General features: G+C 70.8%; 13 protein-coding genes. 6 read left to right on the top strand and 7 right to left on the bottom strand.

Going from position 1 to position 14,813, the window contains the following annotated elements:
- Positions 1 to 297: 297 nt before the first annotated feature.
- Complete coding sequence (locus OHA21_RS41490; protein WP_328464688.1) at positions 298 to 714, bottom strand: ATP-binding protein; 417 nt, start codon at positions 712 to 714, stop codon at positions 298 to 300.
- A 171-nt stretch (positions 715 to 885) separates the two neighbouring features.
- Positions 886 to 1,605 (bottom strand): RNA polymerase sigma factor SigF, encoded by a 720-nt coding sequence (locus tag OHA21_RS41485; RefSeq protein WP_328478879.1) that lies wholly within the window; start codon positions 1,603 to 1,605, stop codon positions 886 to 888.
- A 475-nt stretch (positions 1,606 to 2,080) separates the two neighbouring features.
- On the opposite strand from OHA21_RS41485, the gene OHA21_RS41480 reads away from it, so the two are divergent.
- The 5 genes from OHA21_RS41480 (at position 2,081) to OHA21_RS41460 (ending at position 7,548) form a co-directional block, all read left to right on the top strand.
- Positions 2,081 to 2,743 (top strand): DedA family protein, encoded by a 663-nt coding sequence (locus OHA21_RS41480; protein ID WP_328464686.1) that lies wholly within the window; start codon positions 2,081 to 2,083, stop codon positions 2,741 to 2,743.
- Between the two features lie 500 nt (positions 2,744 to 3,243).
- Complete coding sequence (locus OHA21_RS41475; RefSeq protein WP_328463991.1) at positions 3,244 to 3,543, top strand: transposase; 300 nt, start codon at positions 3,244 to 3,246, stop codon at positions 3,541 to 3,543.
- A 2-nt stretch (positions 3,544 to 3,545) separates the two neighbouring features.
- A complete protein-coding gene (locus OHA21_RS41470) occupies positions 3,546 to 4,427 on the top strand; it encodes an IS3 family transposase (protein WP_328463989.1) in 882 nt (293 codons plus the stop codon).
- A gap of 572 nt (positions 4,428 to 4,999) precedes the next feature.
- Entirely contained in the window at positions 5,000 to 6,544 is a 1,545-nt protein-coding gene (locus tag OHA21_RS41465) for a hypothetical protein (RefSeq protein WP_328464685.1), read from the top strand.
- A gap of 134 nt (positions 6,545 to 6,678) precedes the next feature.
- Positions 6,679 to 7,548 carry an SDR family NAD(P)-dependent oxidoreductase gene (locus tag OHA21_RS41460; RefSeq protein WP_328464683.1) on the top strand — a complete coding sequence of 290 codons (870 nt, stop codon included), beginning with the start codon at positions 6,679 to 6,681 and terminating at the stop codon, positions 7,546 to 7,548.
- 4 nt (positions 7,549 to 7,552) lie between these two features.
- Here OHA21_RS41460 and OHA21_RS41455 read toward each other — a convergent pair whose 3' ends face one another.
- Together OHA21_RS41455 and OHA21_RS41450 are read right to left on the bottom strand one after the other, a co-directional pair.
- Positions 7,553 to 8,671 (bottom strand): hypothetical protein, encoded by a 1,119-nt coding sequence (locus OHA21_RS41455; protein WP_328464681.1) that lies wholly within the window; start codon positions 8,669 to 8,671, stop codon positions 7,553 to 7,555.
- Positions 8,672 to 8,677: 6 nt separating this feature from the next.
- Positions 8,678 to 10,642, bottom strand: a complete 1,965-nt coding sequence (locus OHA21_RS41450) for an alkaline phosphatase family protein (RefSeq protein ID WP_442875202.1) — start codon at positions 10,640 to 10,642, stop codon at positions 8,678 to 8,680.
- Between the two features lie 182 nt (positions 10,643 to 10,824).
- On the opposite strand from OHA21_RS41450, the gene OHA21_RS41445 reads away from it, so the two are divergent.
- Positions 10,825 to 12,015, top strand: a complete 1,191-nt coding sequence (locus OHA21_RS41445) for a glycoside hydrolase family 18 protein (RefSeq protein ID WP_442874992.1) — start codon at positions 10,825 to 10,827, stop codon at positions 12,013 to 12,015.
- On the opposite strand, the gene OHA21_RS41440 is transcribed toward OHA21_RS41445, so the two are convergent.
- The 3 genes from OHA21_RS41440 to OHA21_RS41430 all read right to left on the bottom strand — a co-directional run bounded on the left by OHA21_RS41440 (position 12,012) and on the right by OHA21_RS41430 (position 14,809).
- Positions 12,012 to 12,743: a LamG-like jellyroll fold domain-containing protein gene (locus tag OHA21_RS41440; protein ID WP_328464677.1), complete on the bottom strand. Its 732-nt coding sequence runs from the start codon at positions 12,741 to 12,743 to the stop codon at positions 12,012 to 12,014. The genes OHA21_RS41445 and OHA21_RS41440 overlap by 4 nt on opposite strands.
- A 62-nt stretch (positions 12,744 to 12,805) precedes the next feature.
- On the bottom strand, positions 12,806 to 13,534 hold the full coding sequence (locus tag OHA21_RS41435) for a tetratricopeptide repeat protein (RefSeq protein ID WP_328464675.1): 729 nt from the start codon (positions 13,532 to 13,534) through the stop codon (positions 12,806 to 12,808).
- A gap of 60 nt (positions 13,535 to 13,594) precedes the next feature.
- Positions 13,595 to 14,809: a tetratricopeptide repeat protein gene (locus OHA21_RS41430; RefSeq protein WP_328464673.1), complete on the bottom strand. Its 1,215-nt coding sequence runs from the start codon at positions 14,807 to 14,809 to the stop codon at positions 13,595 to 13,597.
- Positions 14,810 to 14,813: the final 4 nt, after the last annotated feature.

Genomic DNA, 14,813 nt, shown 5'->3' with positions numbered 1-14,813 from the left:
CTCGACGATCCAAAAGCGGGCAACCCGCGGAAGAGTACACGACAAGTCGTCGCACTCGAACTCCGGGGTTTGGCAGGACGGCCGCTGCGGATCTTTCGATCCGGGCTCGCCCGTTTCCCTGCCGGCTCGAAGAACTTTACCCGGTCCCCCGCGCAACGCCAAATCGGCCCCCTCACCCTTCCGTGGCCCCTGTGACCAGTGAGCCAGGCGCCATTTGTGAGCCGAAATTGCATTCCGGATAAGCGCTACTACGTACGGTGATCAGCCGGGGTGGCGACCTGTTCCAAGGCGGCACGGTCACACGGTGAAGCTCGCCCAGACGTGCTTGGTCTCCGTGGCCTTGTACCAACCGACCTCGACCGCGAACGTCCGGGCGAGGACCAGCCCCATCCCACCCAATCCCGGTGGACGGCCGCGGTCGAGGCGCGGCTCGGTCCCCAGGTCATGGTCGGCCACGTCGATGATCAGTCGATCCGGCCCCTGCAGGAGCCGCACCTCGGTCGGTGGCAGTCCGTGCCGCAGGGCGTTGGTGGCCAGCTCGGTGGCGACCACGGCCATGCGATCGATCAGATCGCTGTAGTCGGGGGTCAACACGTCTGCCAGAGCAGTACGCAACGCCACGCGCAACTGACGCAGTTCACGGAAGGCGTCCAGCCTCCAACAGCGCAACTCGACGGCGCCGGGGTGCGGCACCGAGGCGGGCAGCGCAGTCATATGTCCATCTTGCCCGCAGGGATTAGGAAAGCACTGGCCCATACAGTCCGCCCGGCAGCCCGGAAGGCTTACCCCGGCCGCGCCACCCCGCGATGCACCGAAGCGTGACCGGCCGGGATATAGGAAGACGGCGCCGGCTGGTGCCGGCGCCGTCAAGGGGAGGGAGGGAAATCAGATCGCGTCAGTCGACAGCTGGCCGCGCAGCTTGGTGAGGGCCTTGGTCAGCAGACGCGACACGTGCATCTGCGAGATGCCGATCTGCTCGGCGATCTGCGACTGGGTCAGGTTGCCGTAGAAGCGCAGCGTCAGGATCTTCTGCTCCCGCTCGTCCAGCGTCGCCAGCGCCGGGCCCAGCGCCACCCGCGTCTCCGCAATCTCGTACTCATGGTCCTCGCCACCGAGCGTGTCACCCAGCTCCGTGTTCCCATCAGCACTGATCGGCGTCGACAACGACGTCGCGTTGTACGCCCGCGCACCCTCCAGACCCTCGAGGACATCCTCCTCGCTGATCCCCAGATGCGCCGCGATGTCCGGCACCGTCGGCGACCGCCCCAGCGAGTGCGTCAACGTGCTGTTCGCCTCGGTGATCGCCAGCCGCAGCTCCTGCAGCCGCCGCGGCACCCGCACCGACCACGTGCGGTCCCGGAAATGCCGCTTGATCTCCCCGATGATCGTCGGGATCGCGTAACCGGCGAAGTCCACACCACGCTCGGGGTCGAACTTGTCGACCGCCTTGATCAAACCCACCGTCGCGGTCTGGATCAGGTCATCGGTGGGCTCGCCACGCCCGGAATAGCGGTGCGCGAGGTGACGCGCCAGCGGCAGCCACGCCTCGATCGCCCGGTCGCGAAGTGCTGCGCGGGACGGGTGGCCAGCAGGCATGGCGGCCATGGCGCTGAGCAGCTCGGCCGCGCTGTCCGCCGGAGCCTCGGCGCTGGCGGCAGTCGACGGCGATACCGCCGTCGAAGTCTCAGTGACGGTCATGTCGTGGGTCCTCCCTGGAACCTTTCCGGAGAGCCGGCCCCCGCCTGGGGGCCCGGGTCGGTCGGGCGTCCATATCCGTGGGGCAGCAGATTGCGCCGCCCAGGCACACTTGGCCGTTCGGTTACGCAGACTCTATCCGACAGGTCCAGAGAAGACTAGCCGAAAGTATGAGTCATTTAGTGGGGCAAAAGCCCCTCAAGTGGACTTCCCCTCGGCCCAGTTGAGCGGAGATCAGCTGAAAGAGGTCCACGAAGGTGGGCCAAGTCACGCGAAAGATCGACCGCGGAGCGGCCGCGACGGGGTTTCTGATCGGAAAAGGTCTGACCCGGGTTCGCACAAGGTCGGTGCGGTGTCGCTCCCGGCTGGCGCTACCGTGTAGCGGATGCCACCTACAGCCTCGCTCCCCGGACTTCTGGACAGCGTTGCCCCGATCCTGGACCGCTGGGGCTACCTGGCCATCGGTGGAGTGATCGGCGTGGAGAGCTTCGGCGTCCCCGCTCCGGGCCAGACAATCATGGTGGCTGCCTCGATCTATGCCGGCGCCGGCCGGATGAACATCTACATCGTCGCGATCGTCTCGTTCGTCACCGCAGTCATCGGCGACAACATCGGCTACTGGATCGGCCTGCGCGGCGGTCGCAAGATCGTGCACCGCTGGGGGAAGTACATCTTCGTCACCCCCGAGCGGTTGGAGAAGGCCGAGAAGTTCTTCGCCCGCCGCGGCAACCGGATCATCGTGGTGGCCCGGTTCATCGACGGGTTGCGGCAGCTCAACGGCGTGATCGCCGGGATCACCAAGATGCCCTGGAAGACGTTCCTGATCTACAACGCGATCGGTGCGCTGCTCTGGGTGGGCTGGTGGTGCACGGTGGCCTACCTGCTCGGCGTTCACCTCGTGGAGATCATGGGGCAGGCGCACAGGTACAAGTGGATCGCGATCGGTCTGATCGTGGTCGCTATCGCGACCTACGTGACGCTCCATGTCCGGCATGTCCGCCGCCGGCGAGCACGCTCCGCGGCCACCGTCGAAGAGCCACAGACCTGAGGCGTACGCGTAACTGACCGTTCCCGGACAGCCGGAGGCGATCTCCCGCCGCCCACAGCGGAAGACCGCCTCCGTCCCCCCTCGAACGAGGTCTTCAGGCCCCCTGAGTGGGCTGAACCGTGGGCATCCCGCCATCCGGCATCTCCGGAGGCTGCCCCGGCACCCCCTGCTGGCCGCCGCTCTGCTGGCCGCTGCCCTGCTGGCCGCTGCCCTGCTGGCCGCCGCCCTGCTCGCCGTTCCCGGCTTGCCCACCCGGCGCCGCAGGCACTGCAGGTGCCGTGGCGCTGCTGTCCCCACCGACCGCCGCCATGATCCCGGCGCCTACACCGCCACCGGCAAGCGCAGCAGCCGCCAGCGCCGCGGCAAACACGAGCTTTGCCTTACGGTCCACCCGGCGCCCGCGCTCACCCCTCCCGCTGCCCCTGCCGCCCGCCTGTTCTGGCCCGTTGAGCTTCCCCTCGTAACGTGGAGACATCGCCTTAAGGGATTGGTGACTGGCGATGGCAGAGACACGACGAAGGTTCGAGCAAGACTTCCGAGATGGTGCGGTGCGGCTGGTCCGGGAGACCGGTAAGCCGATCGCGCAGGTGGCCCGGGATCTGGGGATCAAGGACGGCACCCTGGCGAACTGGGTGAACATAGACCGGCGGCGCCGCCAGGACGGCGCCGACGACGGGCTTGGTGAGGACGAGAAGGCCGAGCTGGCCCGGCTGCGCCGGGAGAACGCCGAGCTGCGGATGCGGTGTGACGTGCTCAAGCGCAGTCTGGCCCTCTGGGTCGAGGACTCGATGGGCCGGTAGCCATGGCCGGGTTCATCGCCGCCCAGAGGGCACAGCACGGCATCCCGTACGCGGTCTCGTGCCGGGCACTCGGTGTGTCACCGGCCTGGCTGTACAAATGGCTGCCCGGCGACACGTCGCTGCGCCGGGCCCGCCGGCAGGCGTTGACCACGCTGGTCGTCACGCTGTTCCACCGGCACAAAGGGCGCTACGGGTCCCCGCGGATCACCGATGATCTACGGGCGATGGGCTGGAAGGTCAGCGTGAACACCATCGCGCAGATCATGGCCGAGCAGCATCTGGTCGCCCGCCCGAAACGCCGCCGCCGGAACCTCACCCAGCCGGACAAGTCCGCGCGCAAGGCACCGGACCTGCTCCACCGCGACTTCACGCCGCCGCCCGAGCCGAACGTGGCGTGGGTCGGCGATCTCACCGAGATCCCCTGCGATGAGGGCAAGTTCTACCTCGCAGCCGTGCTGGATCTGCACTCGCGCCGGGCGGTCGGCTTCGCCATGGGCGCCCACCACGACGCCGCCCTCGCGATCGCCGCGTTGCAGGTCGCGATCGCGGTCCGCGGTGGTGACGTGGCCGGGGTGATCTTCCACTCCGACCAAGGCGGGGAATACACCGGCAACCTGTTCCGCGCGGCGTGCGATCGGGCGAAGGTGCGCCAGTCGATGGGCCGCACCGGCTCCGGGCTGGACAACGCGGTCGCCGAGTCGTTCAACTCGACCCTCGAGTTCGAACTGCTGGCCGACGCCGGCCGCTACGGCACCCGGGCCCAGGCCCGGACCGCGGTCGCCGCCTTCATCGACGAGTACAACCACGAGCGGCGGCACTCGACCGCGGGCCGGCTGCCGCCGGTGGTCTACGAGGCCCGGGTCCGCGCCGAACAGGCGGCTTGAGGATCTGGAGACGGAGGCGGCTACGCCGCCGCTTCCCCACCTATCAAGATCCAAAAACCACAAGATCAAAGTCTCTACGGTTTCAGGGGATTGCCACCGTCCCCGGCCGACGCCGTCGAACCCGTGCCGATCGTCAGATCGATCGAGCTCGGTAGCCCGGTCCGAGCCGCGCTCCCGGAAGCGAGTTGGGCCGAGAATGGCGCATCGGAACGATCCGGATAAGCAGCGGATGCCACGTCAGAGCGAGCCAGATGACTCGGAGCCGTCTCAGCGGAGCGCACCAGGTGGTTTGGAGCGACCACCTCGGCTTGAGGCAGATCAGTGTGGGTCTGATCAGAGGGAACCGGCAGATACGCCGAGGCGGGCCACGATGCGGTATCCCGGTCCCAGGCAGCCGGCGCGCCACCCGCGACCGGGCCGGTGCCCACGGGCCAGGAGGGCGGCACTCCGATCGGAACGGAACTGTCGATTCCGTTCCGCCAGGGCGGATGCCCAGCGGAGGCAGGGAGAGCGCCGGGCGGAAGGCCACCGGAAGCAGGGAGTACGCCGGGCGGAGCGCTACCGGAGGCAGAGTGAGCGCCGGGCGGAAGGCCACCGGAAGCAGGGAGAACGCCGGGCGAAGCGCTACCGGAGGCAGAGAGAACGCCGGGCGGAAGGCCACCGGAAGCAGGGAGAACGCCGGGCGAAGCGCTACCGGAAGCAGAGAGAACGCCGGGCGGAAGGCCACCGGAAGCAGGGAGTACCCCGGGCGAAGCGCTACCGGAAGCAGAGAGAACGCCGGGCGGAAGGCCACCGGAAGCAGGGAGAACGCCGGGCGAAGCGCTACCGGAGGCAGAGAGAACGCCGGGCGGAAGGCCACCGGAAGCAGGGAGAACGCCGGACGAAGCGCTACCGGAAGCAGAGAGAACGCCGGGCGGAAGGCCACCGGAAGCAGGGAGTACCCCGGACGAAGCGCTACCGGAAGCAGAGAGAACGCCGGGCGGAAGGCCACCGGAAGCAGGGAGTACCCCGGACGAAGCGCTACCGGAAGCAGAGAGAACGCCGGGCGGAAGGCCACCGGAAGCAGGGAGAACGCCGGGCGAAGCGCTACCGGAAGCAGAGAGAACGCCGGGCGGAAGGCCACCGGAAGCAGGGAGTACCCCGGACGAAGCGCTACCGGAAGCAGAGAGAACGCCGGGCGGAAGGCCACCGGAAGCAGGGAGTACCCCGGACGAAGCGCTACCGGAAGCAGAGAGAACGCCGGGCGGAAGGCCACCGGAAGCAGGGAGTACCCCGGACGAAGCGCTACCGGAAGCAGAGAGAACGCCGGGCGGAAGGCCACCGGAAGCAGGGAGTACCCCGGACGAAGCGCTACCGGAAGCAGAGAGAACGCCGGGCGGAAGGCCACCGGAAGCAGGGAGTACCCCGGACGAAGCGCTACCGGAAGCAGAGAGAACGCCGGGCGGAAGGCCACCGGAAGCAGGGAGTACCCCGGACGAAGCGCTACCGGAAGCAGAGAGAACGCCGGGCGGAAGGCCACCGGAAGCAGGGAGTACCCCGGACGAAGCGCTACCGGAAGCAGAGAGAACGCCGGGCGGAAGGCCACCGGAAGCAGGGAGTACCCCGGACGAAGCGCTACCGGAAGCAGAGAGAACGCCGGGCGGAAGGCCACCGGAAGCAGGGAGTACCCCGGACGAAGCGCTACCGGAAGCAGAGAGAACGCCGGGCGGAAGGCCACCGGAAGCAGGGAGTACCCCGGACGAAGCGCTACCGGAAGCAGAGAGAACGCCGGGCGGAAGGCCACCGGAAGCAGGGAGTACCCCGGACGAAGCGCTACCGGAAGCAGAGAGAACGCCGGGCGGAAGGCCACCGGAAGCAGGGAGTACCCCGGGCGAAGCGCTACCGGAAGCAGAGAGAACGCCGGGCGGAAGGCCACCGGAAGCAGGGAGTACCCCGGGCGAAGCGCTACCGGAAGCAGAGAGAACGCCGGGCGGAAGGCCGCTGGAAGCAGGGAAAGCGCCGGTGGGCGACCAGTCGGCGGAGTCGGGGTCGGGGATTTGGGCCCGGGCCTGGGTCGGCCCGGGAGCGCCGTGCTCGGATACCGGTCCGCCGTGTGGGGTGTGCGGGTGAGCGGGTGAGCGTCGGGTCATCGGGGCTCCCTCGGGGTGGTGGGCTGGGGTTCCGGGGAGAAGACTGACCAGCCACGCTATGCGGGTCCTGTGCGGTCGATAGGCACCGCGTATCAGGACCGGCGGCGATAATCGGCGACGACGTGGCGGTCGGGCGCCTGCGGAAAGGCGAGGCACGGACGGTGCAGCGGTTCATCTTCGCGGGGCGGACCTGCGTGATCACGGGCGCGGCCAGTGGGATCGGGGCGGCGCTCGCCCTGGAGCTGGCCAAACGCCGGGCAGTGCTGGCTCTGGTCGACAAGGACGCCGGTGGGCTGGAACAGGTCGCCGCGATGGCCAAGGAGGTCGGGGCGGCGGACGTTTCCGCGTACCCCCTCGATCTCGGCGATGGTGGTGACCGGCGTGACCTGGCCGCGGAGATCGCGTCGCGCCATGGTGGTGTCGATCTTTTGATCAACAACGCCGGGGTGACGCTGACCGGGACGTTCGAGCAGAACAGCATCGCCGACGTCGACTGGCTGCTGGAGATCAACCTGCATGCGGTGGTGCGGTTGACGAAGGCCTTTCTGCCGCAGCTGCTGAGCCGGCCGGGGTCGCACGTGGTGAACGTTTCCAGCCTGTTCGGGCTGATCGCGCCGCCGGGGCAGGTGGCCTATGCGACCAGTAAGTACGCGGTGCGCGGTTTCAGTGAGGGCCTGCGGCATGAGCTGGCGCCGCGCGGGGTGGGCGTGACCGTGGTGCATCCGGGCGGGATCCGGACGAACATCGCGGCCAACGCCCGGATCAGCGGACTTGATCCGGAGGGTGAGCAGGCCGCGCAGGCCCGGCGGTTCGCGGAGGCCGCGCTGACCATGCCGCCGGAGGAGGCGGCCCGGCAGATCGTGGCCGCCGTCCAGGCCCGGCGGCCACGCCTGGTGATCACTTCGGCGGCGAAGGCGGGTGACTGGCTGGCCCGGCTCACGCCCGTGCGGTACTGGGCGATCAGCGAATTCGTGACCCGGCGCAGATTCTGAACGGTCAGAAGCTCGCGAATCGAGGGCGCTCCGCACCGCCGATGGTGGTGAAGTCGCCGCCGGCGTCGATGGTGCCGGCGGTGGGGTTCGCGGAGAGGACGCGCACGCCGATGACCCCGTTGGCCTGGGGTGCCCAGGGGGTGAGGCGGCCCGTGCCGGTCATCGCGGCCAGCTTGACCCGCGGCGTGGAGCCGTCCAGGCAGGAACCCTGCGGGCCGTTGCGCGGGGTGAGGCAGGCCCGGTCGAAGTGGCCGCCGACGTAGGTGACGCCGTTCAGGGCGGTGATGGCCACCGCGTCGCCGTCGAAGACGCGCTGCCAGCGCAGGGAGCCGTCGAGGCGGTAGGCGACGGCCCGGCCGCCCTGGCCGCCGGTGGCGGCGTAGACGCCGGAGCGGTCGACGGTGAGCGCGTTCACCTCGGCGGTGACCTTGGGCCGGAAGTAGCGGTCCAGGACGCCGGTGCGGGCGCTGACCGCGGCCAGGCGCAGGGTGCTGCTGACCCCGTTCACCTTGTGGAAGGCGCCGCCGAGGAAGAGCTGGGTGCCGGTGGCCGCGAGGGTGTGCACCCGGTCGTCGGCCTGGGCCCGCCAGGTTCGGTCCAGCCGTCCGGTGGTCAGGGCGAAGGCGGCGAGGTTGCGGCGCTTCGTGCCGTCCACCGCGGTGAAGCTGCCGCCCAGGTAGAGGCGGCCGTTGCCGTGGGCCAGGGCGTACGGGGTGCCGTCGATGTCGTGGGTGAACGAGCCGACCGCGCCGGTGACCGGGTCGAGCCGGGCCAGCGAATCGCGTTTCTCGCCGTCGACGGAGTGGAAGTACCCGGCCGCGTAGATACCGCCGGGCGTGGCCGCGAGCGCGCGCACCGTGCTGTCCGCGTTCGGCGCCCAGGGCAGCAGCTCGCCGGTACGCCCGTCGAAGGCAGCCAGGCGCAGGCGCGGGAACATACGCCCGTTCCAGCTCGCCTTGGTGAACGAGCCACCGACATAGACCGTGTTCCCGCGGTAGGCGATCGCGTACACCGTGCCGTTGAAGGTGGGCGCGGCGCGGGCGGTGCTGTCGACGGCCTGCGCCGGGGCCGCGACGAACAGGAGGGACAGGATTACCAGAATGACCAGGCGGAGAAAGCGCACGTTCCGTTAACCATCCCGGCTCGGGGAAAGTCGCGCCGACATGTCGGGATCGAAATCACGTATCGGTTCGCTGGCCTCCACCGGCGCCGGTTCGGAACGGCGCAGGCCCAGCATGGTGAGCCAGCCGAGCAGTTGCCGGTGCACGGCGTCCGGCCCGTCGAGGTCGCCGTCGACCGGCCAGCCGGAGGGGTGGACCAGCACCGCGTCGGTCTGCCAGCCGCCGAGGCCGCCGTGTGAGCCGACCAGTTCCTCGAAGGCGGCGACCTCGTGCGTCACCGGGTCCACCGAGCTGATCACGACGAGGTCGCCGACGTGCGCGGAGCTCTGGTGGCGCAGCAGGTCGTGGCAGGCGCGCGGGCCGTACGGCAGGAGGGGGTCGGTGCCGGTGACCGCTCCGTCGCGCAGGCGCTGGGAGCCGGCCGACCCGTACGCGATCGGCCCGTCCTCGTCCTGCACCACCACCAGGCCGACCCCGGGATGGGCGGCGAGCCCGGTGACCAGCCGCGGGTACGCGTGCTCGATCGCCGCCCGGTTCAGCCGGTGCGGGAAGCGGGTCAGGTAGAGCATCGACAGGTTGCCCGAGGAGACCACCAGCACCGGGGCGGGTGCCGGTTCCTCCTCCACCGCGGCCGCCGCGTCGGGGGCGGTGAGCCGGTCCACCACCGCGTCGAGGGTCTCGCCGTACCGCTGGCGGAAGGTGGCGCCCTGGCTCTGCCCGTGATCGGAGAGCACCACCAGGTGGTAGCGGCGGGCCGCCTCGGGGGCCAGGCGTTCGAGGACGCCGAGCATCCGGTCCAGGCTCTCCAGCTGGCGCATCGACTCCGGCCGGGCCGGGCCGGCGTGGTGTGCCACCTCGTCGTAGTCGACCAGGTCGCAGTAGATCGCCGGGACACCGCGGGCCATCTGCTCGGCGACCAGCGAGATGTTGACGTCGCGCAGCAGCATCGAGGCCGGGCGCAGGGCCAGGAACGCGCCGGACCGGCTGACCCGGGGCTGCAGGTTCCGGCGGCGCTGCAGACGGGCCTGGTGCAGCTCGGTGATCACCTCGGCGACACCGAGGACGAGGGCCCGGGTGAAGCCGTACGGCGAGGCCATGAAGGCTGCCCAGCCGCGGGCGGACCGGCCGGGCAGGGCCGCGTGGCTGACCGTGAGCAGGTTGGTCACCGCGTCGCCACTGAACGCGTTGCTGATGCTCACGCCACCGTCGCGGAGCAGGCCGGCGCCGTCGCTGATCCGGTTCTCGATGATCGCGGCGTCGCGCGGGCGGTTGGAGACCATCAGTTTGCCGGTGTCCTTCTCGTACCAGCGGAAACCGGGGATCTGCCGGGTGGCGCCGTGCAGGATGCCGGCCTGTGAGGCGGGCGTGGTGGAGGGCAGGCCGGTGTGCCACGGCCGGACGACATGGCTGCCTGTCCGCAGCCAGTGCCCGAGGGTGGGCAGGTTGCCGGCCCGGACCGCCCAGTGCAGCACCGGCTCGGCGACCCCGTCGAGCTGGACCATGAGCAGGCCGGGTTCGGTGCCCGGCCGGGGGCGGCGGAAGGTGAACAGCGATCCGCCGGCCCGCCGCGCGGCTCGGCGGCGGACCCCGCGCATCAGCCGGCGCGACTCCCGCACGAACGTGTCGTCACTGCCGCTGTCGGCCATCCAGTCGAGCAGGGCGGCCACCACGACGGCCAGGATCGCGGCGGACAGCAGGGTGGGCAGGCCGCTGATCTGCTCGGCCGGGTCCAGCTCCAGCGCCACGAACATGACCACGACCTGGGCCACCACGCCGAACAGCATGGCGCCCCAGCCGCCGAGCGCGGTGATGCCGAGCAGCAGCAGCGGCCGCAGCACCGCGCCGACCGCGGCGACCAGCACCACCAGGCCGAGGACGTCGATGATGTCGGTGCTGGCCACGCCGGGCATCAGCCACAGGGTGAAGGTCAGCACCACGAACGTGGTCAGGGCGCTGCGCAGCACGGCCCGCATCCGGTTCAGGACCCGGCGCCAGGCGAACAGGGCGCGGACCTCGGCACGCCACCCGGGTTCGCGCGGACTCACGACCACGGCTCGACAATCGCACAGCCGCGCACCGCCAGCCACGTGCAAGGTCACACTCGTACGGGGGAACGACCCGCCGTCCGCCCGATTCTGCGGTTACCTTCGGGCCGATGCGTGTGCGGTCGGCGTTCCTGCTCCTTGCTCTCCTGGCGGCTCTCCCCGCCTGCGGCTCCGAACCGCGTCCCGATCCGGGCCCGGCGCCACGGGTGGTGGCCGGCTACTTCACCGAGTGGGGTGTCTACGGCCGCAACTACCGGGTGAAGAATCTCGAGACCAGCGGCGCGGCCCGTCGCCTCACCCATGTGAAGTACGCGTTCGGCAAGGTCGACGGCGGCCGGTGCACGGTCGGCGACGACTGGGCCGCCCATCAGAAGCCGGTCGCCGCGGCCGACAGCATGGACGGTGTGGCCGATCAGGCGACCGATCCGCTGCGCGGCAACTTCGGCCAGCTCCGCAAGCTCAAGGCGAAGTATCCGCAGCTCAAGCTGCTCTGGTCGTTCGGTGGCTGGACCGGTTCGGCCGGGTTCGCCACGGCCGCGAAGGATCCGGCCGGGTTCGCCGCGTCGTGCCGGGCGCTGCTCGATGACGCCCGCTGGGCCGGGCTCTTCGACGGCATCGACATCGACTGGGAGTACCCGAACGCCTGCGGATTGGCCTGCGACGCCAGCGGGCCGGGCGCGCTGACCGGGGTCCTGGCCGCGCTGCGCGCGGAGTTCGGCCCGAAGGCGCTGATCAGCACGGCGGTGCCGGGTGACGTGGGCAAGCTGCGGGCCACCGACTACGCCGGTGCGGCCCGGCACGTGGATTGGCTCGGAGCTATGACGTACGACTACTTCGGCGCCACCACGACCGGAAGAGAGTTCCGTACGGCTCCGCACTCGGCGCTGAACGCGTACCCCGGGATCCCGCGGGCAACCGCGACCACCGAGGCGACCGTCACCGAGCTGCTGAACCTCGGGGTGCCGGCGGAGAAGGTGCTGATGGGTGTCGGCTTCTACGGCCGCGGCTGGACCGGGGTGACCGCCGCTGAGCCCGGCGCCACCGCCACCGGCCCGGCGCCGGGCCGGTACGGCAAGGGGATCGAGGACTACCACGTGCTGGTGGACCGGTGCCCGCCGACCGGGACGATCGGCGGGACGGCGTACGCGCGATGCGGCGGGCAGTGGTGGTCGTACGACACCCCCGCGACGATCGCCGCCAAGGTGGCCTTCGCCCGCAGCCGTTCGCTGGGCGGCCTGTTCGCCTGGGAGCTCTCCGGCGACACCGCGGGCGCCGAGCTGCTGACCGCGCTGAGCTCCTAGCCGATCCGCACCCAGACGTTGTCGAGGACGCCGTTGAACTGGTCGTTGTCGCGGTAGGCGCCCTTCGCCCCGATGCTCAGCGGCTGGTTGTTCGCCACCGACAGACCGGCCGGCACCAGGGTCCGGCCGCGCAGCACGTCGTCGACGTAGATCTCCAGGACGGCGCCGGCCCGCTGGCAGCGGATCCGGTGCCAGCGCCCGTCCGCCGTGGTGACCGCGCTGCGGGCGATCCGGATGGTGGGCCGGCGGACGTCCACGAGCACGCAGCTGGGCCGGCCGGCCACCCCGTCGATCTGCAGCTTGTACTGGCTGCTGGTCTTCGAGTAGCCCTTCTGCAGGACGTTCTGCCCCGAGCTGGTCTGGCCGGGCGCGAGCAGCACGTCGGCGCCGAACGCGATGTTGCGGGTGCCCGGGTTCAGGTCGGCGGAGGTGCCGCTCTGCAGCACCACGTGTGGGCAGATCCGCTGGGTGCACTTGCCCGGGAACGCGAGCGCTGTTCCGGGACCGTGTGCGACCGGGCGTACCCGGCCGCCCTGGATCGAGAGGACGCGCAGGGTGTGCCCGTTCCCGGACTCGTCGATGATCGAACTCGACCGCCCGTTGAACCCGTAACGGGCGATGAACGTTTTCTGCGTGTCCGGCGCGGGGCCATTGGCCTGCGCCGGTGCCGACGCGGGCGCCGCAACGGTCACGATCGCCAGAAGGGCAGCGGACAAACATGATCGCATGTCCGAATTATTACGTGTACGGTAATCCGTCCGGTCGCAAACCGGCTCGCCGAAAGGCTGAATTAGGTTTGGTCCCCCTTGCGACCGAAAAGCTTCCAGCCGCGCTTCTTCTTCTCCACGACCGGCACGGCGTCCCCGTTCAGGACGTCCAGCCGGTGCTTGGCCACCGGGTTGCCCGGCTCCAGGCGCAGCGACGTCTGCAACGCCTGCCGGGCCTGATCGACGTGGCCGAGGGCGGCCAGCGCGGCGCCGTGCGTGAAGTAGTAGTGAGCCTCGTTCGGGTCCAGCCCGATCGCGGTACGCGCGGCCTGCTCGGCGTCCGCAAGCTGCCGGTCCGCGGCGAGCAGCGCCCAGGCCACCCGGTCGTGCCAGAGCGGGTTCTTCGGCTCCACGATGACCGCGCGGTAGGCCATGCTCATCGCCTCGTCGTGCCGGTTCAGCAGGGTCAGCGCCCGGCTGGCGATGGCCGGTGGCCGCGGGTCGTCGGGTGCCAGGTCGATCGCCCGGGTCGCCGCCTCGAGGGCCGGCTCGACCTGGTCCAGCGCCAGCCGGACCCGGGCCATCAGGATCCAGCCGGCCGCCGAGGAGGGGTTCGCGGCGAGCGCCGGGCCCAGGAGCTCGGCGGCCTTGTCGGGCTGGAGGTGCTCGAAGAGGGCCGCGGCGCGGGCGACAGCCAGGTCGGTGGGGTCGGTGTTGGAGGCTGCCGGGACACCGGTGGGTGCCGCAAACCGGGTGGGCTGGGCCGGGTCGGTCATCGGGCCGCTGGAGAGGAGCGCGGGGATGGAGGTCACGCGGACAACTTCGGCAACATCCGGCGGGAACTTAGCGATTCCTCTCTGCGAGCCGCGCTTTCAGCGGCCCGCGCGGCGACGGCGGAAGACCACGAAGAGGCAGATCGCGGCGCCGGTCAGGGCGGCCCCCACCGCGGCCGGGCGCCATTGCGTATCGGCCGCCTCGGTGGCGGCCAGGCCGGTGGCCAGCGCGATGAAGACGCCCGCGACCAGCCACAGCGCGTAGGTGGAGAGCCCGCGTCCGGTCTCCCCCGGCTCCTCGGCCGGCGCGGTGAGCAGCCGCACCGCGAAGCCCGCCGCGGTGGCCGAGCCGAGCAGCACGGTCAGCCAGCCGGCCGGGGCCACCACGGCGAACAGCAGCAGGAGGACGGCGAGGGCGGCCGCGACGCCGGCCACCCGCTGCCGGCCGTGGGCCAGCAGATCACGCAGGTAGCGGCGGAGTGCGGGGTCCAGCCGGGCCAGGAAGAAGCCGGCGTACGCGGCCGGAGCGAGCGCCGCCAGCGCGGCCACGATGCGTGCGGCGCCGGTCGACCCGTCCGCGAGACGCCATCCGACGTACGCCAGAAGCACCAGAATGATCGACGTGTAGACCAGGAACTGGCGCAGCGCGATGTCCAGCAGGAACCGGCTGGCCTCCTGCTTCGGGTCCGCCCGCAGTGCCCCGACCAGCCCGGACGCGCCCCGGGCCAGCCGGCTCAGCGCGAACGGGTGGTGGTGCACCACGTCCAGGGCGGCGAGTTCGTGCTGGGCGACCGCGTTCTCCGGTTCCAGCTGCAGCGCGTCGCGCAGCGCCTGCCGCGCCCGGTCCAGCAGGTTGAGCTGCTTCATCACCATGGCGTACGTGATCCGGAAGTCGGCCTCGTCCGGGCCGAGCCGGACCGCCTCGCGGGCCGCGTGCTCCGCCTCGACCGGAAGCCGGCCGTCCTCCAGCAGCGCCCACGCCAGCCGGTTGTGCCGGTACGGGTTGTCCGGCTGACGCAACACCGCCTCCCGGGCGGTGGCGATCGCCTCGTCGTGCCGTTCCTGCGCGGTGAGCACCCGGCTCAGCGCGGAGAGCGCGTCCGGCCACTCGGGAGCATGCCGCACGGCCCGGCGGGCGGTCTCCTCGGCGAGCTCGGGCCGTTTCAGGGCGAGCTGGGCGTGGGTCATCAGGACCAGTGCGGTGACGTCGTCCGGTTCTGCCGCGAGCACCGGCCCGAGCAGCTCCGCGGCAGCGCCCGGCTCTCCCCGGAGCAACTGGACCCGGGCCATCTCGACGGGCCGGTCTTGCGACACGACG

The sequence above is a fragment of the Actinoplanes sp. NBC_00393 genome, assembly GCF_036053395.1.
Lineage (GTDB): Bacteria > Actinomycetota > Actinomycetes > Mycobacteriales > Micromonosporaceae > Actinoplanes.
This window is presented reverse-complemented; position numbering and strand designations above follow the sequence as displayed.

What these genes read in the sequence shown, in the direction of transcription:
- OHA21_RS41445 (WP_442874992.1), top strand. Translation starts at nt 10,825, where the DNA reads ATGCGTGTGCGGTCGGCGTTCCTGCTCCTTGCTCTCCTGGCGGCTCTC.
- OHA21_RS41490 (WP_328464688.1), bottom strand. Translation starts at nt 714, where the DNA reads ATGACTGCGCTGCCCGCCTCGGTGCCGCACCCCGGCGCCGTCGAGTTG.
- OHA21_RS41470 (WP_328463989.1), top strand. Translation starts at nt 3,546, where the DNA reads ATGGCCGGGTTCATCGCCGCCCAGAGGGCACAGCACGGCATCCCGTAC.
- OHA21_RS41480 (WP_328464686.1), top strand. Translation starts at nt 2,081, where the DNA reads ATGCCACCTACAGCCTCGCTCCCCGGACTTCTGGACAGCGTTGCCCCG.
- OHA21_RS41475 (WP_328463991.1), top strand. Translation starts at nt 3,244, where the DNA reads ATGGCAGAGACACGACGAAGGTTCGAGCAAGACTTCCGAGATGGTGCG.
- OHA21_RS41440 (WP_328464677.1), bottom strand. Translation starts at nt 12,743, where the DNA reads ATGCGATCATGTTTGTCCGCTGCCCTTCTGGCGATCGTGACCGTTGCG.
- OHA21_RS41485 (WP_328478879.1), bottom strand. Translation starts at nt 1,605, where the DNA reads ATGGCCGCCATGCCTGCTGGCCACCCGTCCCGCGCAGCACTTCGCGAC.
- OHA21_RS41450 (WP_442875202.1), bottom strand. Translation starts at nt 10,642, where the DNA reads ATGCGGGCCGTGCTGCGCAGCGCCCTGACCACGTTCGTGGTGCTGACC.